Consider the following 21,153-nt stretch of genomic DNA (forward strand, 5'->3'; position numbering starts at 1 on the left):
CGACCACGGCCCCTCACAGCGAGAAACCCTCGCCCAGATACAGCCGCCGCACTTCGGGGTCGGCGACCAGCTCTTCGGGCGACCCCGCGAGCAGCACCTTGCCGTCGTAAATGATGCAGGCACGATCGACCAGGTCGAGCGTTTCGCGGACATTGTGATCGGTGATCAGCACCCCGATGCCGCGCGTCTTCAGATCGGCAACAAGGTCGCGAATGTCGCTGATCGACAGCGGATCGATCCCGGCGAAGGGTTCGTCGAGCAGCATGATCGACGGGTTGGCGGCGAGCGCGCGGGCGATTTCGGCGCGGCGCCGCTCGCCGCCCGACAGCGCCATCGCCGCCGCGCTGCGCAGCCGCGTCAGCCCGAATTCCTCAAGCAATTCTTCCAGCCGCCGTTCGCGCGCGATCTTGTCGGGCTCGGCAAGCTCGAGCACCGCGCTGATATTCTGCTCGACCGTCATGCCGCGAAAAATCGAGGTTTCCTGCGGCAGATAGCCGAGGCCGAGGATCGCGCGGCGATACATTGGCAGCGCGGTGATGTCGGCGCCGTCGAGCATGATGCGCCCGGCGTCGGGCTTTACGAGTCCCATGATCGAATAAAAACAGGTCGTCTTGCCGGCGCCATTGGGGCCCAGCAGACCGAGCACTTCGCCCTTTGCCACCGACAACGACACGTCGGATAGCACCACCCGCTTGTCATAGCTTTTGGCGATCGAGATGACCGCCAGCCCGTTGCCCGCCGCCGCGTCGTCGCGGACATGCGCCCGATGTTCGGCGACGCCATGATCGGTGTCGGCAGTCACGATCGCAGGGGTCGCTTCGTCGTCGGTCATTTCCACATCGCTTCCTGAGGAGACATGCACGGGCGTTACCCGAGGAGCGCCGCCAAGGTCAATCTGGCAAGATATTTGCAGGGCTGTCCCCCTCCCTTTTAGGGAGGGGTTAGGGGTGGGTCGCCGCAGGCGTTCTTTCTTCGCCGCACACCCACCCCCGACCCCTCCCTAGAAGGGAGGGGAGATAGAAACTAATGCCCCGCTTGCGGTCCGCGTGCGATCCCCGACAGCGCGAGCTGTTCGTCGATCGCGGCGAGCAACCGTGCCAACGCTGCGTCGTCGTTTGCCTCGGCGCGCGCCACCAGCACGTCCTGCGTGTTCGACGCGCGGAGCAGCCACCAGCCGTCATCGGTGAGGACGCGCGCGCCGTCGGTGCGATCGACTTTTGCCCCCGATGCGGCGAGCCGCGCCAGAACTTCATCCACAATGGCGAATTTGCGCACCTCGTCGACCTGAAAGCGCAGCTCGGGCGTGTTGACCATCGGCGCCATATTGCCGCGCAATTCGGTCACGCTCTGCCCCAGCTTCGTCGCCGCCTCGATCAGCCGCACCGCCGCGTAAGGCGCATCGTCATAGCCAAAATAGCGGTCGGCAAAAAACACATGCCCGCTCATCTCGCCCGCCAGCGGGCTGCCGACCTCCTTCATCTTGGCCTTGATCAGGCTGTGGCCGGTCTTCCACATCAACGGCTGGCCGCCGAGTTCGGCAACGCGATCGAACAGCGCCTGGCTGGCCTTCACATCGGCGATGATCGTTGCGCCGGGCGTGTCGGCAAGCAGCGCCGCGGCATAGATTTGCAGCAGCTGGTCGCCCCAGATCACCCGCCCCTCGCCATCGATCGCACCGATTCTGTCGCCGTCTCCATCGAAAGCGACGCCGAAATCGAGGCTCCTCTCGGCGACGAGCTTACGCAAATCGGCCAGATTCTTCTCTTCGGTGGGATCGGGATGGTGGTTCGGGAAATGACCGTCGATGTCGGTAAACAACAGGAAATGCTCGCCCGGCAACTTCGCGGTGAGTTTTTCGATCACGGTTCCCGCGGCGCCATTGCCCGCATCCCAGCCGATCCGATAGGCGCCGCCGGTAAAACCTTCGACCAGCCGGTCGACATAGGCGTCGATGATGTCGATGCCCCGCGTGGCACCTTCGCCAACTTCCCAATCCCCCGCAGCAGCCATTTCGCCGATCCGCTGAATATCGGCGCCATAAAAAGGCCGCCCCTGCATCACAAATTTGAAGCCGTTATAGTCGGGGGGGTTGTGGCTGCCGGTTATCTGGATGCCGCCGTCCACCTCCTGGGTTGAGGCCGCATAATAGAGCATCGGTGTCGGCCCCAGCCCGACGTTCAAGGCGTCGATACCCGCGGCGTTGACCCCCTCGATCAGGGCATCGCACAGCATCGGCGACGACAGTCGGCCATCGTAGCCAACCGCGATCCGCTTGCCCCCGGCGCGCGCCACCAGCGTCGCGAAACTACGCCCGATGGCATAGGCATCCTTGTCGGACAGCGTGTCGCCAACGACGCCGCGGATGTCATATTCGCGCAGCATTGTGGGATGGAAGATATGGGTCATTGGGGGATCCTGTTGGGGGAGAGAAATCTCAGGCGGCAGCGAACAGATCGCCGTCGGGGTGCAGCCGCTCGCGCGCGGGCAGGTTCAGCCCGCCCATCGCCTCGCGCAATTCCTGCCGCGCGACGACATGGCCGATGCCCATACCGCCTAGATGCGCCTTGTCGAGCAGGGTCAGACCCGCAGGGAAGAGTTCGCGATAGATGACGCGCTCGCCTAGCCCGGGAATGACGCGGAAACCGACGCGGCGCGACAGCTGGCTCAATGCTTCGCCGACGCGGCGCATATTGTGCGCGTCGACATGCTGGAGGCGGTTGCGCAGGATGATCCAGTCGATCGTTCGCCCGTCGGTCTTCGCGCGCGCCTTGCGCGTGTCCCAGATCAGCTCGGAATAAAAGCTGGGGCGGGTGACCTGAAATGTCTCGGGATCGACTTGGCCGATCAGGTCGAAATCGATGAAGCTGTCGTTGATCGGAGTGACCAGCGTGTCGGCGGATGTCGCCAGATGGCGCGCAAAGACATCGTCGCGGCCGGGTGTGTCGGCGATGAAATAATCGACGTCGTGCGACAACCGCGCGACCTGCGCGTCAAGTTCCTCGACCGTCGACCCTTCGAATACCTCGAAATGCGGCGTCGGCAGGTCGATATCGCGGCGCTTCGCGGTATTGGTCCGATTTTCGAGATAGCGGTGAAAGGTGCGCTGGCGCGGATCGAGATCGAGGCCGGCGACCTTCCATCCCTGGCTGGTGAGCGCGACCGCAAAATGCACCGCGCAGGTCGATTTGCCGGTCCCGCCCTTTTCATTGGCAAAGATGATGCGGTGCGGTGCGGGGTTCGTCATGGGCGTTGCGATTTTCCTGTTGGCGGCGCATGGGAGCCGCTCGGGGTGGCCATCGCGTCGCCATTATCGGAGGGCGGGCAAGCGTGCAAATCATCCGTGACATCGCGACGCTGCACCGCGCCATCGCGGCGCTCAAGCAGGGCGGCAAAAGTGTTGCCTTGGTGCCGACGATGGGGGCATTGCACGATGGCCATCTCTCGCTGGTCCGCATGGGGCGGCGCGTCGCCGATCATGTCGTCGTGTCGATCTTCGTCAACCCGACCCAATTCGGCCCCAACGAGGATTTCGCCGCTTATCCGCGCGACGAAGCACGCGACGCGGCGCTGCTGGTCGAGGAAGGCGTCGCGCTGCTCTGGGCGCCCGACGTCGCGGTCATGTATCCGGGCGGTCACAGCACCCATATCGAGGTCGCCGAGCTCGGCGCCGATTATTGCGGTGCCGCGCGGCCCGGCCATTTCGACGGGGTCGCGACCGTCGTCGCCAAATTGTTCAACCAGGTCAGGCCCGACATCGCCATTTTCGGCGAAAAGGACTGGCAGCAACTCGCAATCATCCGCCGCATGGCGCGCGATCTCGATTTCCACCTCGACATTCTGGGCGCGCCGATCGCGCGCGACCCCGACGGCCTCGCACTGTCGTCGCGCAACGCCTATCTGTCGGTCGAGCAGCGCTCCGCCGCAACCGCCTTTCCCGATGCCTTGAAAGCCGCCGCAACAACAATTGCCAAGGGTGGGGATGTCGATGGGGCGTTGGCCGAAGCGGCAGCGGCTATCGTCGCGGGCGGGTTCGACAGCGTCGATTATGTCGCGCTCGCCGATGCCGACAGCCTTGAAAGATTGACCGTTTTTCGGCGCCCGGCGCGCCTGCTCGCTGCCGCGCGGATGGGCAAAACGCGGCTGATCGACAATTATCCGGTGAATTGATTGCGGCCAATAACCACGGAATTGCGCCACTTTGGCGTGCTATCCACAAGAAATCGCGCACCGCGTTAACGCTTTGTTGACCATAAGTCGCAAGGTTAGACCCCGAAGCCTCCTGTGGGGGGAGGCGACAGGGGGTTTTTATGGCCAACAGTCTGAAGTCCGCGCAGTTTCTGATCGAAAGCCGCTTGCTCGATGCGGCGCGCGGTGACGCCAATGCCTATTTCGATCTGGGCATCGCCTTTTCCACCGGGACCGGCGGTGTCGATGTCGACCTGATCCAGGCGCATAAATGGTTCAACCTCGCGGCGCTCGGCGGCAACAAGGAAGGCCAGCAATGCCGCGCCGACCTGTCCGACGAAATGACCCGCGACGAAATCGCCGAAGCGCAGCGCCAGGCACGCGCCTGGCTCGATGAAACCGCGCGCCGTCCGGCTGCACGGCGCTTTGCCGCCTAATCCTTCCGCTTGAAGGGCGTATGCCCTTCTAGCCAGTCCATCTCGGCTGCTTCGGCGCGGCGCTCCTGCTCCAGAAAATCGGCAACCGCACGGCGGAACCCGGGATCGGCGATGAAATGCGCCGACCAGGTCGCCACGGGGCCATAGCCGCGCGCCAGCTTGTGCCCGCCCTGCGCGCCCGCCTCGACCCGGCGCAGCCCGCGCGCGATCGCGATATCGATCGCGCGGTAATAGCACAGCTCGAAATGCAGATAGGGGATGTCGGCCAGGCACCCCCAATAGCGGCCATAGAGCGTGTCGGCGCCAAGGAAGTGCAGCGCCCCCGCGACCGGCCGGTCATCTTCATAGGCGATAAGCAGAATGACTTGCTGCGCCATCCGCTTGCCAATCAGGTCGAAGGCCGCGCGGGTCAGATAGGGCTGGCCCCATTTGCGCGCGCCGGTGTCCTGATAGAAAAGCCACATCGCGTCCCAATGCTCGGGACGGATCGCGTCGCCGCTCAGTTCCTCGATCCGCAACCCTTCGACCGCCCGCAAGCGTTCCTTGCGCAGCTGCTTGCGCTTGGCCGAGGTCAGCGTCGCTAGAAACTCGTCGAAGCTGGCGTAGCCCGCATTGGCGAAATGAAACTGGATGTCGCGGCGCACCAGCCAGCCAGCCTTCTCGAACAGCGGCATCTGCTCGGGCGCGACAAAGCTCGCGTGCGCCGACGACAATCCGTTCTGCCGCACCACCGTTTCGGCGGCGCGGACCAGCAGCGATGCGTCGCCGGCGTCCCGTGCCAGCAACCGCGGCCCCGGCACCGGGGTAAAGGGCGCCGCAATCTGGAGCTTGGGATAATAATCCCCGCCCGCCCGCGCCCAGGCGTCGGCCCAGGCGTGGTCGAAGACATATTCGCCCTGGCTGTGCGATTTGAGGTACGCGGGCGCGGCGGCGGCGAGGCTGCCCGCCGCATCTTCGACCAGCAACGGGGCGGCCTGCCAGCCCGTCCCCGGCCCGACGCTGCCCGATTCTTCGAGCAGCGACAGGAAGGCATGGCTGACGAACGGGTTGCCGCCGTCGTGCAACGCGTCCCACGCCGCGGCATCGATCGCCGCGACACCGGTGCCGAGCGAGATCGTCCGGGCAGGCGGGTCGGCTTCGGCCATCGCCAGCCTTAGGCGGGTTTCACCGCGACGATCGCATCGGCCTCGACCGCGGCGCCGAGCGGCAGCACCGCCACGCCGACCGCGGCGCGCGCGTGGCGCCCCGCTTCGCCAAACAACGTTTCGAACAGGTCAGACGCGCCGTTGGCGACCTTTGCCTGATCGGTGAAGCTCGGCGCGCTGTTGACGAATACGCCCAGCTTGATGACGCGCTCGACACGCGAAAGGTCGCCGCCCAGCGCCTGCGCAATCTGCGCGATCAGCATCAGCGCGACGCGCTGCGCCGCATCCTGCCCGCTGGCGACATCCATGTCGTCACCGAGGCGTCCGGTCACGACCTGCCCGTCACGGAACGGCAGCTGGCCGCTGACATAGAGCAGCCCGCCATGTTCGACGACGGGGACATAGGCGGCGACCGGCGCGGCAGCCTTGGGCAGTTCGAGGCCGAGTTCGGTGAGCTTTGCGGTGATATCCATGGTCGTTCCTTCTTAAACGGGTTCGGGGGCCGGAGCGGGGACATTTTCCGCGAGCCGCGCGAGGATCCAGTCCTGCGCCGCCGCCCAGTCATCGATGCGCGCATGGGCATAAGGCGACGGCGCGATCTTGTCGGCGATCGCGGGTTCGCCGACCAGATGGAGCCGCCACACGTCGGGCGCTTCCTGCGCCACCGACTGATGATGCCCCGCCAGATCGTCGATGAACAGCGCGACAGAGGGTTGATATTGTTCGATCAACCGGCGCACCGGTTCGCCCTTGCCGCCGCGGCTGCCGATCACCGGCGCGTGAAAATCGTGCAGCGCGAGTTGCTCGATCCGCGCCTGCTGATGGTCGGGACCGACGTTGGTCAGCACGACGATGTCGGCCTGCTCGGCGATTGCGGCCATCGCCGCGAGCGCGCCCGGAATCGGATATTGCCGCGCCATCTCGCCCCGGAAAAAGGCGTCGAGCAGCGGCCAAACCTCGGCCGCCTCCAGCGGCGTGCCGCATTCCTTGCGCTTCAGCGCCCCGGCAAAGCTGGCATCCTCGATGCGGAACAGCACGCCATGTTCGGCGTCGACCCATTCGGCGAAAGGCACGACCATGTGCATCAGCACCTCGTCGCAATCGGTGATGACGAGCGGGCGGGTCATGGGTCGATCCTTTCATGGCCTTCGAGGCGGTCCGCCGCGGCGGCAAGCTGTGCGGGGGGCAGGTCGAGCGCGTCGGCGCAGGCGACCAGATCGGCCTCGTGCGCGGTGAGGAAGGTCAGGATCGCCGCGAGCGTCGCGCGTTCGCCGAGCGATGCGCGCAGCCCGTCCGGGTCGAGCCCGGTCATGCCGAGCAGCCGTTCGGCGCGCGGCTCGTCGCTCAAAATCCACCCCAGTGCCTGGAGCGCCAGCGCCTCGTCACTTTCCTGCAAGACCGAATATCCTTCGCCGCGAGGCAATTGTGTCACACCGCCGATTCGCCTAAACGGTCGACAGACGCAAGGTGGGGAAGCGAATAATCATGGGCAAGACCATCCTGGTCGTCGAAGATAATGAGCTGAACCTGCGCCTATTCTGCGACCTGCTCAACGCCCACGGCTATACCGCGCACCCCGTCCGCGACGGCCGCGATGCATTGGCGAAAGCGCGCGAGATCGCGCCCGATCTGATCATCATGGACATCCAACTGCCGCATGTCAGCGGGCTCGAGCTGATCGGCCAGATGAAGGCCGACCTGACTCTGCGCGCGGTGCCGATCATGGCCGTCACAGCCTATGCTGGCAAAGGCGACGAGGAACAGATCAGGGCGGCGGGGGCCGAGGCCTATGTGTCGAAGCCGATTTCGGTGATCAAATTCATCGAGAGCGTTGGGGTGTTTGCCTGACGCGAACGACTGGAAGCGACCAATTGCGGACATAAGCTCAATCTGGAATGCTGATCGCGATGGCCGAGCTAGACAATCAATGGAGCCTCTCCAACCCTGGGCGCGACGAGCTTTTGGTGTGGCTTGAGCCATGGGCCGAAGAGTTTGTTGTACCAGCCAGATCAACCATCGCCATGAGACCGTCTAGTGGGCGCACCCTTGGCGAGGTCGAATGGACACCCGATCATCTCATTGTGTGGGCAAGCGCTCCGACGGTGGAGGTTTTGGTCGATGACGTGCTCCAGGATTCTGCATCGGCAGCGATCACTGTTCCTGATGGTTTGACCAAGGGAATGCTCAATATCGTCTTCGCTGGTCGGCCCGCCGCTCGTCTTGGCGGCGCCCCTGCAAATATGAATGAGCGAGACTCACTGTGGAGTCGTATCAAGCATCGCCTAGGCTGGTAGTTTGCGTGCGCAGATAGTGTGCGGGCTTCGCAATGTCAGCTTCCCACCCCAAAGCTGACATCTAATCGGCGCACGAAAAAGGGCGGCGCAAATGGCCACCCCTTGATCCCGGCTTTCACCGGGGTAGCGAATCTTGCCGCGCGCGTTCAGCGCGCGGGAAAATGCCTCACTTGATCTTCGATTCCTTGAACTCGACATGCTTGCGCACGCGCGGGTCGTACTTCCGGACCGACATTTTTTCGGTCATCGTGCGCGGGTTCTTTTTCGTCACATAGAAAAAGCCCGTGTCGGCGGTGCTCACCAGCTTGATCTTGACGGTCGTCGGCTTGGCCATGGCCTGTGTTCCTCGAAATAACTGCACATCCGCCGGAGTTCCGGGGACGCGGCGGGACTTTGGCCCCGACGTTGGTGTGAAAAAACTCAGGGGCCGCGCACGAGGCGCCGCCCCCAATATCCGCGCGCCTGTGGCCGGATTCGGCGCTTCTGTCAAGCAAAAGAGCGGGCGGGCCGACGCTTTGATCGCCCGTCCCGCGAGGTTCATGACATGATCATGCGCCCTTGATTTCAAAGCGCACCGTCATCGTCTTCCAGCTTTCTTCCGTCACGCCGCCGCGCGTCGCGGGCTTGAAACGCCACTTGGCGAGCGCGCGGCGCCTGGTTTCGGCGAAAAAGCCGGGGCTGTCGGTGCTGACCAGTTCGACAGCCTTCACCCGCCCGTCGGTGCCGATCAGGACGCGGACTTTCACGACGCCCTCGATCTCGCGGCGCTGTTCGCTCGCCGGATAATCGGGCTGGAACGACGCAGCGTAGCGCGGGTCGAGTTCGGCAAGGACGAGCTGGGGCAAAGGCGGATCGGCGGGCGGATCGATCACAAGCGTCGGCCCGGTCCCGGTTCCGCTTGGCGCGACATAAGGACGTTCGGGGCCGGCCGTCGGCGCTTCCGGGGTCAGCGGTCGGAACGGCGATTCGCTGGCGGTGAAAGCGGGATCGGCGGGTTGCGGCACCGGCAGTTTCGCCTTCTTCGCGTCGGGCGGCACCGGCTTGGGAAGTGTGATCGTCTCCCAGGGTTCGGAATGGATCTTGGGCGGCGGTTCGACGATCATCGGCGACAGTGCCACCGCGACGACCAGCGCGGCGGGCAGCCCGACGGCGAGAAGCGCCGCGACCGGATGGCGACCGTGATCGCTGCCATAGATGTTGCGGGGCATCGATTCTGATCGACTCGCGGGGGCCGTGGTCACTTCGGGCGCGGTCATGATCGCCGAAATCAAGGGTATCAGGGTCATGGCATCTCTCCTTGCCTGTCAGACCCGGCCCCGCCGCGTTTTGACCACCGCTAGTCGGCCAAGTCATAGCAGAGTAATAGTATAACATTACTCATTTTGTCAAGCTGAGAAGTAGGCAAATCTGCGCCCGCTTGGTGCTATGGGCAGTTTAGCCGACGTTCAGACGCGCCAGCGCCTGATCTTTCGCGATCAACGGCAGCAGTTCCGCCATGTCGGGACCATGGTTGCGCCCGGTCAGCACGCGGCGCAGCGGCAGGAACAGGCTGCGCCCCTTTGCCCCGGTCGCCTCCTTCACCGCTGCGGTCAGGGCGTGCCAGGGGTCGGCGCTCCAGTCGATCGCAGGCACAGCCGCAGCGGCGGCGGCCAGCACCGCGCGGTCGGTATCATCGACCGGTGACGGCCCAAGCGGCCCGTCGAACACGTTCACCCAATCAGCGGCCTCGGGGACCGTCATCAGATTCGGGCGAATCGCGTGCCAGCGCGCCGCGGTGATCGCGGCGGGGAGCCGATCGGCGACCGCCTCATAATCGGTTTGGTGCAAAATCTTCTGGTTGAGCAACGCAAGCTCGGCCTCGTCAAAACGCGCCGGAGCGCGGCCGAAACGGGCGAAGTCGATATGTTCCACCAGCGGCGTCAGACTGGTAACCGGCTCGACCGGATCGCTGGTGCCGAGCCGCGCGAGCAAGGCCGCGAGCGCGATCGGTTCGATCCCGGCGTCGCGCAAGCTGGCCATGCCCAGCGAGCCGAGCCGCTTCGACAATTTGCCCTCGGTGCCGACGAGCAGCGCCTCGTGCGCGAAGTGCGGCGGCGTCGCGCCGAGCGCCGCAAACATCTGGATCTGCGTCGCGGTGTTCGACACATGGTCCTCGCCGCGCACGACATGGGTAATGCCCATCGCAATATCGTCGATCACGCTGGGGAGCAGATACAGCCAGCTGCCGTCGGCGCGGCGGATCACCGGGTCCGACATGGTGCGCGGATCGAAATGCTGGTCGCCGCGGATCAGGTCGGTCCATTCGATCGGCGCATCATGATCCAGCCTGAAACGCCAGTGCGGCGCCACACCCTCCGGCACCGGCGCATCCACCGGTTTGCGTTCATAGACCGGCGGCAGCCCGCGCGAGAGCAGGATCTTGCGCCGGATGTCGAGCTCCTCGGGCGTTTCGTAGCAGGCGTAAACGCGCCCCGCCGCCTTGAGCTTCTCGAACTCCGCCTCGTACAGCGCGAAGCGCGCCGACTGGCGCTCCTCGCCGTCGATAGCGAGCCCGAGCCACGCGAGGTCGGCGCGAATCGCGTCGACATATTCTTCTTTCGATCGCTCAAGATCGGTGTCGTCGATGCGCAGCAGGAAGCGCCCGCCATGTTTGCGCGCCCATAACCAGTTGTGGAGCGCGGTGCGGACGTTGCCGACATGCAGGGCGCCGGTCGGCGAGGGGGCGAAGCGGGTCACGACGGTCATGCCGCGCGCCTATAACCGCTTCGTCCTCTGCGCGCGACCCTGTCGTGGCGCCTCAGTCGGTGGGGCGCCGTTCCGGCCAATAGGCCCAGGCGATGGCGAGCAGCGACACGATCAACAGGACGCTATACTCCATCCCGTTGCGGCCGCCGCCGACGACGAACCATCCGGCGGGCAGATGGACCAGGATCATCCCGAGCGTCAAGATTGCCGCATGGCCCAAGGCCGCAAGGCTGGTCCAGCGACGCGCGAGCATCAGCGCGGGACCGACGAGCTCGTACAGGGTGACGGCCATCGCCCAGCCATAACCAAAGGGAAATCCGATGCTGTCGAGCCAGGTGCCGAACGGCACGACGAGCCCGGCCGCGAGCCGATAGACGCCATGGATCAGAATCAGGATCGCCACTGTGATCCGGAGTATTTCGAGCACTTGTGCGGCCCGCTTTGCCGGAGCCTTTGGTCCCAAATACGCCGTCATCTTCTGCCTCCCCTGTCGCTGCATTGCGGATCTCGACCCTGCACGGCTGCGCCGATCCAACCAGCCCCAAACATGCACCGGTACGCGGGCCGGAGTCGTCGACGTTCAACCGGTCCGGAAACCGTGGGTGATCGGGTAGCGCCGGTCGCGGCCGAAATTGCGCGTCGACAGCTTGACCCCCGGCGGCGCCTGGCGGCGCTTGTATTCGGCCAGCATCAGCAAGCGTTCGATCCGCGCGACCGTTTCGCGCGCGAACCCATATCGGGCAACTACCTCGTCGGTACTCGCTTCCTCCTCGACCAGCATGTGCAACATGCGGTCAAGATCGGGATAGGGCGGCAGGCTATCCTCGTCCTTCTGGTCGGGACGCAGCTCGGCGCTGGGTGGCTTGGTGATTACGCCCTCGGGCATGACGGGCGTCACCGGGTTTCGCGACAGGCGCGGCACATTCTCGTTGCGCCATTTGGCGAGCGCAAACACCGTCATCTTGTACGCGTCCTTCAGCGGATTATAACCACCCGCCATGTCGCCGTAGATGGTCGCATAACCGACGCTCATCTCGCTCTTGTTGCCCGTGGTCAGCAGCATCGGCCCGAATTTGTTGCTGAGCGCCATCAGGGTCACGCCGCGGATGCGCGACTGGACATTCTCTTCGGTGATGTCGACCTCGACATCGGCAAAGCTGCCTTCCAGCATCGTGTCGAACGCGTCCACCGCGGCGGCGATCGGGATGGTGTCGAGCCGGCACCCGATCATCGCGGCGCAGCCCGCCGCATCGTCGAGGCTGACCTGACTGGTGAAGCGGCTGGGCAGCATCACGCACCAGACCTTGTCCGGTCCCAGCGCGTCGGCGGAGATTGCGGCGCAGATCGCCGAATCGATCCCGCCCGACAGCCCGAGCACGACGCCCGGAAAGCGGTTGCGTTCGACATAGTCGCGCAAAGACAGGATCATCGCGCTATAGATGTCGGCGGGATGCGCCTCCCATTCGGCGATCGCACCGGGGGCACAGGTCCAGCCGCCCCTTTCGACATTTGGCGCGCCTTTTGTCCAGCACGTCACGCGCTCCTCCGGCTCCCAGTCGGTCAACCGGTGCGCCGTTGACCCGTCGGCGTTGAGCACGAACGAGCAGCCGTCGAACACAATCTCGTCCTGCCCGCCGATGCGGTTGAGAAAGATCACCGGCAGCCCGGTTTCGGCCACGCGGCTGGCAAAGACCTGCGTCAGTCGTCGTTCGTCCTTGTCGATTTCATAGGGGCTGCCGTTGACCGAAATCAGCAGCTCGGCGCCCTGCCCCGCCAGATGCTGGCAAACTTTCGGCAGCCACCCGTCCTCGCAGATCGGCAGTCCGAGCTTGATCCCGCGCCAATCGACGACATCGGGGAGCGGGCCGGGAACAAAGATGCGCTTTTCGTCGAAGGTGCCGTAATTGGGCAGCTCGTGCTTGCGCCGCACGGCGACAATTTTGCCGCCGTCGAGCAATGCGACGATGTTATAAAGGTCGGCCCCGTCGCGTTCCACCGACCCGACCAGCATCGCCGGGCCGCCATCGGCGGTTTCCAGCGCCAGTTCGGCCAGCATGGTCGCGGCGCGTTCGGCGAGCGCGGGTTTCAGCACCAGATCCTCGGGCGGATAACCGATCAATTGGAACTCGGGATAGAGGATCAGGTCGGCCCCGGGGTGGCGCGCCCGAACGCCACGCATCGCGTCGGCATTGGCGGCAAGGTCGCCGACCGCCTGCGTCATCTGGGCCATCACGATGGTGAGCATTTGGGCGGCGTCGGTCATGCCGCCGAGCCATACGCGCGGCGGCGGCGATTGCAATGCTCAGCCGAACAGCAGGTGGGGAAGGAACCGGCCCGGCATCATCGAAAAGGCGCCGGCGACGATCAGCCCGATATAGACCCCGCGCATGGCGCGCTGGTGTGCGACGATATTCCCGCGCCGCGCATGCCAGATGCCCATCGGAATCGAATAGAGGGTGATCACCGAAAAAATATGGATCGGCCCGATGCCGCCGGTCAGCCCGCGCAGCCAGAAGCTGGCGATCGCGGTCACCAGCATCAGCAACGCCCACACGCGCCCCGCCGTTTTGTGCCCGCGCGTTCCCTTGGGCGCCCACAGCACAAAGGCGCCGAGCGGCACCGCGGGGATCACGGTGCCAAGATGGATCCACAGCGCCCAGGCCGGGGTGCGATATTCGCCCTGGCCGCGCATCAGATAGCCCAGCGCGAGCACCGCGGCGGTGATCGCGGCGGTCTGTGCGATCGCGCGTAGAAACGGGGCGGAACGACGTAGTGGCGGAGCGGCTGCGGTATGGGTGATCATCGGATAGTCCTTGCTGGTCGATGCACTGCAGATGCCGCGCGGCCATCCGCGGGCAATCGCCACTTCGCCGGTCCGGCCAAAAACTTCGCGAATCCGGCGCATTTGCCAATTGACGAAGCGCGAACCGGCAGCCAGACCGGCGTCATGGCGCGGAAAATTGCGATCGAAAGCTTTCTGATGATCGTCGCGGGAATCATCCTCGCGCTGATCGGCCCGTTTGGTAGCTACGAATTGCCGCTGGTGCAGCGGCTGATCCTGTGGCCGCTGATGATCCTGTGTGGCTATCCGATCTTCGGCGGCCTCGGCGCGGTGGCACGCTGGCTCGCCGAAGCGGTGCGTATCCCCTATGCGGTGACCATCGCGCTCGGCCTGATCGTCGGGTCGATGCCGATGACGTTGCTCGTCATGCTGCTTTGGCGACGGGCTTCGATCGACCAAGCGCTGCAATCGCCCTTGCTCGGTGCGGTCTATCTGCAGGTGCTGGTGATCGGGGTGATCATCCACACGGCGATGTATCTGCTGTTTCGTCCCGCCGCCAATCCCGAACCGACGGCGCCCCCTCTCCTTCCGCCGACGCTCCAACCGACGGCGGGAGCACCCGACAGCGGCACCGCGGCGTCCATCGCCCCTAACTTGCCGCTCCCGCCCGGTTTCGGTCCGGTGCGCGCGCTGAAAGGCGAGGATCATTATGTCCGCGTCATCGGTGACGGCCGCGAAGAACTGATCCTGATGCGCCTGCGCGACGCCATCGAGCGGCTCGGCACCACCGACGGCCTGCGCGTCCATCGCAGCTGGTGGGTGGCGCGCGGCGGGGTGATCGCGGTGCGCCGCGACGGCCGCGTTGCGGCAATCACGCTGGTCGGCGGGCAAGAGGTCCCGGTATCGCGCGACATGATGCCGCAGCTTCGCGCGGCGGGATGGCTTTAAGCTCTTCCCCTATCGCCCCCCGCTGGCTAAGGGGCGCGCAATCCTATCCGCCGCGAAAGGGCCGCGCACCCCATGAAACTGATCTCCGGCAACAGCAACCTGCCTCTCGCCCGCGCCATCGCGGACTATCTGGAGCTGCCGCTGACCGACACGAGCGTGCGCCGCTTTGCCGACGAGGAAGTGTTCGTCGAAATTCATGAAAATGTCCGCGGACAGGACGTCTTCATCGTCCAGCCAACCAATTTCCCGGCCAACGACAATTTGATGGAGTTGCTGATCATCACCGACGCGCTGCGCCGCGCCTCGGCAAAACGGATCACCGCGGTCATCCCCTATTTTGGCTATGCCCGCCAGGACCGCAAACCCGGTCCGCGCACGCCGATTTCGGCGAAGCTCGTCGCCAATCTGATCACCACCTCGGGCGCTGACCGTGTCCTCGCGATCGACCTGCACGCCGGGCAAATCCAGGGCTTTTTCGACATCCCGACCGACAATCTTTACGCCGCGCCGGTGATGAGCGCCGACATTCAGGCGCGGTTCGCGGGCAAGAATCTGATGGTCGTGTCACCCGACGTCGGCGGCGTCGTGCGCGCCCGGGCGCTCGCCAAGCGGCTCGACAATGCGCCGCTGGCGATCGTCGACAAGCGCCGCGAACGCGCCGGCGAATCCGAAGTGATGAACATCATCGGCGACGTTGCAGGGCGCTTCTGCATCCTGATCGACGACATCGTCGATTCGGCGGGAACGCTGTGCAACGCCGCCGGGGCGCTGAAGGCCGCGGGCGCCGAGGGCGTCGTCGCCTATTGCACCCACGGTGTCTTGTCCGGCGGCGCCGTCGCGCGCGTCGAGGCGAGCGAGCTGACCGAACTGGTCATCACCGATTCGATCCAGCCGACCGACGCGGTCAACGACAGCAAAAAGGTCCGCGCGCTGACCGTCGCGCCGCTGCTCGGCGAAGCGATTAAGCGCATCGCCGACGAATCGAGCGTCTCGTCGCTGTTCGACTAGGAGGGCCTGATGACCAATCCCGATATCTTCACCCAGCCGCTGCACCTCGGCCTGGGCGCGACCGCCGCCGTCCAGCCTGCGTTCGACGGTATGCAATGGTACGCCGATTATGCGGCACGCACCGCATCGGATGGACGCGAGGGACGGCTGGTCAGCGCCCATCGCTTCACCGGAAACTGGACCAGCTGGGAAATGCACCCGGCGGGCGACGAAGTGGTCCTGTGTCTCAGCGGTGAAATTAGTCTGCATCAGGAAATGGCCGACGGCTCAGCCCGATCGCTCACACTGAAACCCGGCGAATATGCGATCAACCCTCCCGGTTGCTGGCACACCGCCGATATCGATGGCGACGCTAGCGCGTTATTCATCACCGCCGGGGCGGGTACCGAGCATCGGCCTCGCTGACGTGGCCCGATCGTCCGATATCGCGCTTGCCAATCGCTTGGCCGACGCCGCAGGCGCCGCGATCCGTCCACTGTTCCGTTCAAATTGGACCCACGAGGCGAAAGCCGACGCGTCGCCGGTGACCGAGGCTGATCGCGCCGCCGAGGCCGCGATGCGCCGCCTGCTCGACGCCGAGGCGCCGCGCGATGGGATCATCGGAGAGGAATATGGTGCCGAGCGCCCTGATGCCGCGCGCCAATGGGTGCTCGACCCGATCGACGGCACGGTCAGCTTCATGGCCGGGCGGCCGATCTTCGGCACCCTGATCGCGCTGTTGCAGGACGGCTGGCCGGTGCTGGGCATCATCGACCAGCCGATCGCGGGCGAACGCTGGATCGGGGCGGTCGGACAGCCGACCTTGTTCAACGGCGAACCAGCGCGCGCGCGAAGCTGTCGCACGCTCGGCGACGCGGTGCTCGCAACCACTGGGCCGCAATATTTCGACGATCATGACGCCGAACATTTCATGGCGCTCGCCGCCAAGACCGCGCACAAGCGCATGGTCTTTGGCGGCGACTGCTATAATTATGGTCTGCTGGCGAACGGCCACATCGATCTGGTCGTCGAGGCAGGCCTCAAGCTCCACGACTTCGCCGCGCTGGCACCGATCGTCGAGGGTGCGGGCGGGACGATGTGCGACTGGAACGGCGACCCGCTCAGCGCCGAAAGCGCGGGCCATGTCATCGCGCTGGGCGATCCGGCGCGGCTCGAGGATGTGATCGAAGGCCTCGCCTGCCATCATTGAGCCGCAGCGCGCGCACCTGTGCGCCCGCAGCGCTTGCATTTCATTGCGATTCCCCCTAAGCGCCCCGCTTCCGATTGTGTCGGCTGGCGACAAGGGCTGCCAGGCCGACACCAAACGGACTTCCAAAGGAGACCAAAATGCCCAAGCTGAAGACCAAGAGCGGTGTGAAGAAACGCTTCAAATTCACCGCCACGGGCAAGGTGAAGCACGGCGTTGCCGGCAAGCGCCACCGCCTGATTTCGCACAATGCCAAATATATCCGCACCAACCGCGGCACGAGCGTGCTCAGCGATTCGGACGTGGCCCATGTGCGCCTCTGGGCGCCCTACGGCCTGAAGTAAGGAGCGCTAGACCATGTCACGCATCAAACGCGGCGTCACCACGCGCGCCAAGCACAAACGCGTATTGGAACAGGCGAAAGGCTATTATGGCCGTCGCAAGAACACCATTCGTATCGCCAAGCAGGCGGTCGAAAAGGCCGGCCAATACGCCTATCGCGACCGCAAGGTTAAGAAGCGGAGCTTCCGCGGCCTGTGGATCCAGCGCATCAACGCGGCGGTCCGCGCCGAAGGCCTGACCTATTCGCAGTTCATGCACGGCGTGAAGCTGGCCGGAATCGATCTCGACCGCAAGGTCATGGCCGACCTCGCCATGAACGAAGGCGGCGTCTTTACCGCGATCATCGCACAGGCGAAAGCGGCGCTGCCCAAGGCAGCGTAACGCTCCGGCGGACAAGCCAGTTACAAAGGGGCGGTTCCGCAAGGAGCCGCCCCTTTTGCATCGCCCGTCGCGGGGTTGACCCGCTCGCACCATCCGGTGCAAGCGGCACCCCGGATGGCGAATGGAACATGCGGTGGCGCGCGGGGTGCCCGTCATCGCCGCAGGACAAACGATGATGAGCAATTATCAGGCGATGCAAGCCCGGCTGGCGGCAGACATTGCGGCAGCGGAAGATCTCGACGCCCTCGAAGCCCTGCGCGTCATCGCGCTCGGCAAGGCGGGCAGCATCACGGCGCTGCTCAAATCGCTCGGCGCCATGACCCCCGATGAGCGGCAGGCGCAGGGGCCGCAGATTCACGCGCTGCGCGAGACGATCACCGCTGCGCTCGCCGAACGCAAGGCGGCGCTCGATGCCGCGGCGCTCGACATCAAGCTCGCCGCCGAGGCGATCGACATGACCCTTCCCGCCGATGCCGCGCCGAAGGGCAGTGTTCATTCGGTCAGCCAGGTGATGGACGAACTCACCGAAATCTTTGCCGACATGGGCTTTGCCGTCGCCACCGGTCCCGAGATCGAGGATGACTGGCACAATTTCACCGCGCTCAACATTCCCGAAACGCATCCGGCGCGCGCGATGCACGACACCTTCTATTTCCCCGACGTGGACGCCGAGGGCCGCGCAATGTTGCTGCGCACCCACACGTCGCCGGTGCAGATCCGCACGATGATGAACCAGGAGCCACCGATTCGCATCATCGCCCCCGGCCGTGTCTATCGCAGCGACAGCGATGCGACGCACACGCCGATGTTTCACCAAGTCGAAGGTCTCGTCATCGACCGCGGCATCCATATGGGACACCTCAAATGGACGCTCGAAACATTCCTGAAGGCCTATTTCGAGCGCGACGACATCGTCCTGCGGCTGCGCCCGAGCTATTTCCCCTTCACCGAACCGTCGGCGGAAGTCGATGTCGGCTATAAACAGGAAAAGGGTCGCCGGATCGTCGGCGGACATGGCGACGATGATGGCCATGCGTGGATGGAGCTGCTCGGCAGCGGGATGGTCAACCGCCGCGTGATCGCGAACTGCGGGCTTGATCCCGACGTGTGGCAGGGCTTTGCCTTTGGCGTCGGGGTCGATCGGTTGGCGATGCTGAAATATGGCATGGACGATCTGCGCGCCTTCTTCGACGGCGACCTGCGCTGGCTGGCGCATTATGGGTTCGGCGCGCTGAGTGTTCCCACGCTGAGTGGGGGGATTTCGGCATGAAGATCACCCTCGACTGGCTCCGCGAGCATCTGGACGGCGATTTCACCGTCGAAGATGTCGTCGCCACGCTCAACCGCATCGGTCACGAAGTCGAAGGCGTCGAGAATCCCGCCGACAAGCTGGAGGGCTTCCGCGTCGCGCGCGTGCTGACCGCCGAGAAACATCCGCAGGCCGACAAATTGCAGGTGCTGACCGTCGACACCGGCGACGGTGGCGCACCACTGACCGTCGTGTGCGGCGCCCCCAATGCGCGCGCCGGGCTGGTCGGCGTGCTCGGCCTGCCCGGCGCGGTCGTGCCCGCGAACGGCATGGAGTTGAAGGTCGCCGCGGTGCGCGGGGTCCAATCGAACGGCATGATGTGCTCGTCGCGCGAGCTCGAGCTCGGCGACGATCATGACGGCATCATCGAACTGCCCGAGGATGCGCCCGTCGGCACCAGCTTCGCCGATTACAGCGGCGCGGGCGACCCGGTGATCGACATTTCGATCACCCCGAACCGGCAGGATTGCATGGGGGTGCGCGGGATCGCGCGTGACCTCGCCGCCGCCGGGCTCGGCACGCTGAAGCCGCTCGACGTCCCGACGATCATCGGCGAGGGCGCGCCCGCAACCGAAATCCGCACCGACGATCCCGAAGGCTGCCCCGCTTTCTATGGCCGCACGATCAGCGGCGTCACCAACGGCATCGCCCCCGAATGGATGCGCCGCCGATTGGAAGCGGTCGGGCAGCGGTCGATCTCGGCGCTTGTCGACATCAGCAATTATGTGATGTTGGACCTCGGCCGCCCGAGCCATATCTATGACCGTGCCAAGCTGACCGGGCCGCTCGTCGCGCGGCGCGCAAAGGCGGACGAGACGCTTACCGCGCTCAACGGCAAGGATTACACGCTCACCGACACGATGACGGTGATCGCCGACGATAGCGGCGTCCACGACATCGCGGGCATCATGGGCGGCGAGCATTCGGGGTGCAGCGAAGCGACGAGCGACGTGCTGGTCGAGGTCGCGTACTTCACCCCCGAACGCATCGCGCTGACTGGACAGGCACTGGCGCTGACCAGCGACGCGCGCAGCCGTTTCGAGCGCGGGGTCGATCCGGCGTTTCTGGACGACGCGACCGCGATCGTCACCGCGCATGTGCTGGCGATCTGCGGCGGCACACCCTCGGCGGTCACCCGCGCCGGGACGCCGCCCGCCGAGGTGAAGATGGTCGATTACGACCCGACGCTGTCGGCGACGCTGGGCGGTATCGCGATCGCGCCCGAGCGGCAGCAGGAAATCCTGACCGCGCTGGGCTTCACCGTCATCGAACAGGGCGGCCGCTGGCAGGTTCAGGTGCCGAGCTGGCGCCGCGACATCGACGGCGCCCCCGATCTGGTCGAGGAGGTCACGCGCATCACCGGGTTCGACGCAATCGCGTCGGTGGCTCTGCCGCGCACCGATGGGGTGGCCAAACCGACCGCGACCCCCGAACAGATGCTGGAGCGGCGTATGCGCCGCGCCGCGGCCGCCGCAGGCTTCCATGAAGCGGTGACCTGGTCATTCATCAGTGACCGTGATGCGGCGCCGTTTGGCGGCGGCGACTGGTCGCTCGCCAATCCGATCAGCGAAGATCTGAAGGTCATGCGCCCGTCGCTGCTCCCCGGCCTGCTCGCCGCGGCGCAGCGCAACCAGAACCGCGGCGCGGCCAGCATCCGCCTGTTCGAAATCGGCCGCCGCTATCTGGCCGATGCCGAGCATCCGACGCTGGCGGTGCTTATGGCGGGCGAGAAGCGCGCGCGCGGCTGGCAGGCGGGCAAGGCGGCGGCGTTCGATGCGTTCGACGCCAAAGCCGCAGCGCTGGCACTGCTCGACGCCGCGGGCGCACCCGCCGACCGTTTGCAGGTGATGGAAGCGGTGAGCGAGGGCCAAATCTGGCATCCCGGCCAGTCGGCCACCCTGCGGCTGGGGCCCAAGGCGGTGCTCGCCGAATATGGCGCGCTCCACCCGCTGCTGACCCGCCATTTCGACGTCGACGGCCCGGTGATGGCGGTGCAGATCTTCCTCGATGCCATTCCCGCCAAACGCGCGAGCGGCCCGGCGCGCGCGGCCTTCACCCCGCCCACGCTGCAATCGGTGCGCCGCGACTTTGCGTTCCTGGCCCCGACGAGCCTGACCGCCGCCGAGCTGGTGCGAGCGATCCGCGGTGCCGACAAGGCGGCCATCGTCGATGCTCGTTTGTTCGACCGCTTCACCGGGCAGGGCGTGCCCGAGGGTCATGTGAGCCTGGCGGTGGAGGTCGAATTGCAGCCGGTCGAGAAGAGCTTCACCGATGCAGAGCTGAAGGCGATCGCCGACAAGGTGGTGGTGGCGGCAGCGAAGGTGGGGGCGGTGTTGCGGGGGTAGGCCCCTGAAAGTCCGCCGTTTATCGAAGGCGACTGGACAAGGATGG

At 65.4% G+C, this 21,153-nt stretch carries 25 protein-coding genes; 12 read left to right on the top strand and 13 right to left on the bottom strand.

Annotation, left to right across the window (positions count from 1 at the left end):
* Positions 1-13: 13 nt before the first annotated feature.
* The 3 genes from lptB to IR187_RS02080 form a co-directional block, all read right to left on the bottom strand.
* The gene (gene lptB, locus IR187_RS02070) at positions 14-832 is read right to left on the bottom strand and encodes an LPS export ABC transporter ATP-binding protein (RefSeq protein ID WP_194953060.1); all 819 of its coding nucleotides are present in this window, start codon (positions 830-832) and stop codon (positions 14-16) included.
* A 191-nt stretch (positions 833-1,023) separates the two neighbouring features.
* On the bottom strand, positions 1,024-2,406 hold the full coding sequence (gene pgmG / locus IR187_RS02075) for a phosphoglucomutase/phosphomannomutase PgmG (protein WP_194953061.1): 1,383 nt from the start codon (positions 2,404-2,406) through the stop codon (positions 1,024-1,026).
* A gap of 28 nt (positions 2,407-2,434) precedes the next feature.
* Positions 2,435-3,244: a division plane positioning ATPase MipZ gene (locus IR187_RS02080; RefSeq protein ID WP_194953062.1), complete on the bottom strand. Its 810-nt coding sequence runs from the start codon at positions 3,242-3,244 to the stop codon at positions 2,435-2,437.
* Positions 3,245-3,327: 83 nt separating this feature from the next.
* Here IR187_RS02080 and panC point away from each other — a divergent pair, with 83 nt between their 5' ends.
* Together panC and IR187_RS02090 are read left to right on the top strand one after the other, a co-directional pair.
* The gene (gene panC / locus IR187_RS02085; RefSeq protein WP_194953063.1) at positions 3,328-4,167 is read left to right on the top strand and encodes a pantoate--beta-alanine ligase; all 840 of its coding nucleotides are present in this window, start codon (positions 3,328-3,330) and stop codon (positions 4,165-4,167) included.
* Positions 4,168-4,307: 140 nt separating this feature from the next.
* Positions 4,308-4,622: an SEL1-like repeat protein gene (locus IR187_RS02090; RefSeq protein WP_194953064.1), complete on the top strand. Its 315-nt coding sequence runs from the start codon at positions 4,308-4,310 to the stop codon at positions 4,620-4,622.
* Here IR187_RS02090 and IR187_RS02095 read toward each other — a convergent pair.
* Genes IR187_RS02095 through IR187_RS02110 form a run of 4 tightly spaced genes read right to left on the bottom strand, consistent with a single transcriptional unit; the run spans position 4,619 to position 7,199 of the window.
* Positions 4,619-5,767 (bottom strand): GNAT family N-acetyltransferase, encoded by a 1,149-nt coding sequence (locus IR187_RS02095; RefSeq protein WP_194953065.1) that lies wholly within the window; start codon positions 5,765-5,767, stop codon positions 4,619-4,621. The two genes, IR187_RS02090 and IR187_RS02095, sit on opposite strands and share 4 nt — an antisense overlap.
* Before the next feature lie 8 nt (positions 5,768-5,775).
* Entirely contained in the window at positions 5,776-6,240 is a 465-nt protein-coding gene (locus tag IR187_RS02100; protein ID WP_194953066.1) for a RidA family protein, read from the bottom strand.
* 12 nt (positions 6,241-6,252) lie between these two features.
* On the bottom strand, positions 6,253-6,894 hold the full coding sequence (locus IR187_RS02105) for an HAD family hydrolase (RefSeq protein WP_194953067.1): 642 nt from the start codon (positions 6,892-6,894) through the stop codon (positions 6,253-6,255).
* Positions 6,891-7,199, bottom strand: a complete 309-nt coding sequence (locus IR187_RS02110; protein WP_324187627.1) for a DUF3572 family protein — start codon at positions 7,197-7,199, stop codon at positions 6,891-6,893. The genes IR187_RS02105 and IR187_RS02110 overlap by 4 nt, the downstream gene beginning before the upstream one ends.
* A gap of 53 nt (positions 7,200-7,252) precedes the next feature.
* Between IR187_RS02110 and IR187_RS02115 the strand changes: the two genes are divergently transcribed.
* A complete protein-coding gene (locus IR187_RS02115; protein WP_194953068.1) occupies positions 7,253-7,615 on the top strand; it encodes a response regulator in 363 nt (120 codons plus the stop codon).
* A 47-nt stretch (positions 7,616-7,662) separates the two neighbouring features.
* Positions 7,663-8,061, top strand: a complete 399-nt coding sequence (locus IR187_RS02120) for a hypothetical protein (protein WP_194953069.1) — start codon at positions 7,663-7,665, stop codon at positions 8,059-8,061.
* 166 nt (positions 8,062-8,227) lie between these two features.
* Here IR187_RS02120 and rpmG read toward each other — a convergent pair whose 3' ends face one another.
* The 6 genes from rpmG to IR187_RS02150 form a co-directional block, all read right to left on the bottom strand.
* Positions 8,228-8,395 (bottom strand): 50S ribosomal protein L33, encoded by a 168-nt coding sequence (rpmG, locus tag IR187_RS02125; protein WP_058818055.1) that lies wholly within the window; start codon positions 8,393-8,395, stop codon positions 8,228-8,230.
* A gap of 214 nt (positions 8,396-8,609) precedes the next feature.
* On the bottom strand, positions 8,610-9,347 hold the full coding sequence (locus IR187_RS02130) for an energy transducer TonB (protein WP_194953070.1): 738 nt from the start codon (positions 9,345-9,347) through the stop codon (positions 8,610-8,612).
* A 148-nt stretch (positions 9,348-9,495) separates the two neighbouring features.
* Entirely contained in the window at positions 9,496-10,806 is a 1,311-nt protein-coding gene (gene gltX / locus IR187_RS02135) for a glutamate--tRNA ligase (RefSeq protein ID WP_194953071.1), read from the bottom strand.
* A gap of 52 nt (positions 10,807-10,858) precedes the next feature.
* Positions 10,859-11,281, bottom strand: a complete 423-nt coding sequence (locus IR187_RS02140) for a DoxX family protein (RefSeq protein ID WP_194953072.1) — start codon at positions 11,279-11,281, stop codon at positions 10,859-10,861.
* 105 nt (positions 11,282-11,386) lie between these two features.
* Positions 11,387-13,069, bottom strand: coding sequence for an NAD+ synthase (locus tag IR187_RS02145; protein ID WP_194953073.1), 1,683 nt, complete (start codon positions 13,067-13,069; stop codon positions 11,387-11,389).
* Positions 13,070-13,108: 39 nt separating this feature from the next.
* Complete coding sequence (locus tag IR187_RS02150) at positions 13,109-13,609, bottom strand: DUF2306 domain-containing protein (protein ID WP_194953074.1); 501 nt, start codon at positions 13,607-13,609, stop codon at positions 13,109-13,111.
* 144 nt (positions 13,610-13,753) lie between these two features.
* Between IR187_RS02150 and IR187_RS02155 the strand changes: the two genes are divergently transcribed.
* The 8 genes from IR187_RS02155 (at position 13,754) to pheT (ending at position 21,107) form a co-directional block, all read left to right on the top strand.
* A complete protein-coding gene (locus tag IR187_RS02155; protein ID WP_194953075.1) occupies positions 13,754-14,536 on the top strand; it encodes a LytTR family DNA-binding domain-containing protein in 783 nt (260 codons plus the stop codon).
* Between the two features lie 72 nt (positions 14,537-14,608).
* Positions 14,609-15,544: a ribose-phosphate pyrophosphokinase gene (locus tag IR187_RS02160; protein WP_194953076.1), complete on the top strand. Its 936-nt coding sequence runs from the start codon at positions 14,609-14,611 to the stop codon at positions 15,542-15,544.
* Positions 15,545-15,553: 9 nt separating this feature from the next.
* The gene (locus IR187_RS02165) at positions 15,554-15,949 is read left to right on the top strand and encodes a cupin domain-containing protein (RefSeq protein WP_194953077.1); all 396 of its coding nucleotides are present in this window, start codon (positions 15,554-15,556) and stop codon (positions 15,947-15,949) included.
* A gap of 1 nt (position 15,950) precedes the next feature.
* The gene (gene hisN, locus IR187_RS02170; protein ID WP_194953245.1) at positions 15,951-16,733 is read left to right on the top strand and encodes a histidinol-phosphatase; all 783 of its coding nucleotides are present in this window, start codon (positions 15,951-15,953) and stop codon (positions 16,731-16,733) included.
* A 137-nt stretch (positions 16,734-16,870) separates the two neighbouring features.
* Positions 16,871-17,074, top strand: coding sequence for a 50S ribosomal protein L35 (gene rpmI / locus IR187_RS02175; protein ID WP_194953078.1), 204 nt, complete (start codon positions 16,871-16,873; stop codon positions 17,072-17,074).
* A gap of 13 nt (positions 17,075-17,087) precedes the next feature.
* Positions 17,088-17,453 carry a 50S ribosomal protein L20 gene (rplT, locus tag IR187_RS02180; RefSeq protein WP_194953079.1) on the top strand — a complete coding sequence of 122 codons (366 nt, stop codon included), beginning with the start codon at positions 17,088-17,090 and terminating at the stop codon, positions 17,451-17,453.
* A gap of 175 nt (positions 17,454-17,628) precedes the next feature.
* Entirely contained in the window at positions 17,629-18,723 is a 1,095-nt protein-coding gene (gene pheS, locus IR187_RS02185; RefSeq protein WP_194953246.1) for a phenylalanine--tRNA ligase subunit alpha, read from the top strand.
* On the top strand, positions 18,720-21,107 hold the full coding sequence (gene pheT / locus IR187_RS02190; RefSeq protein WP_194953080.1) for a phenylalanine--tRNA ligase subunit beta: 2,388 nt from the start codon (positions 18,720-18,722) through the stop codon (positions 21,105-21,107). Before pheS ends, pheT begins: the two co-directional genes overlap by 4 nt.
* Positions 21,108-21,153 lie beyond the last annotated feature (46 nt).

The organism is Sphingopyxis solisilvae (assembly GCF_015475875.1).
Classification (GTDB): Bacteria; Pseudomonadota; Alphaproteobacteria; order Sphingomonadales; family Sphingomonadaceae; genus Sphingopyxis; species Sphingopyxis solisilvae.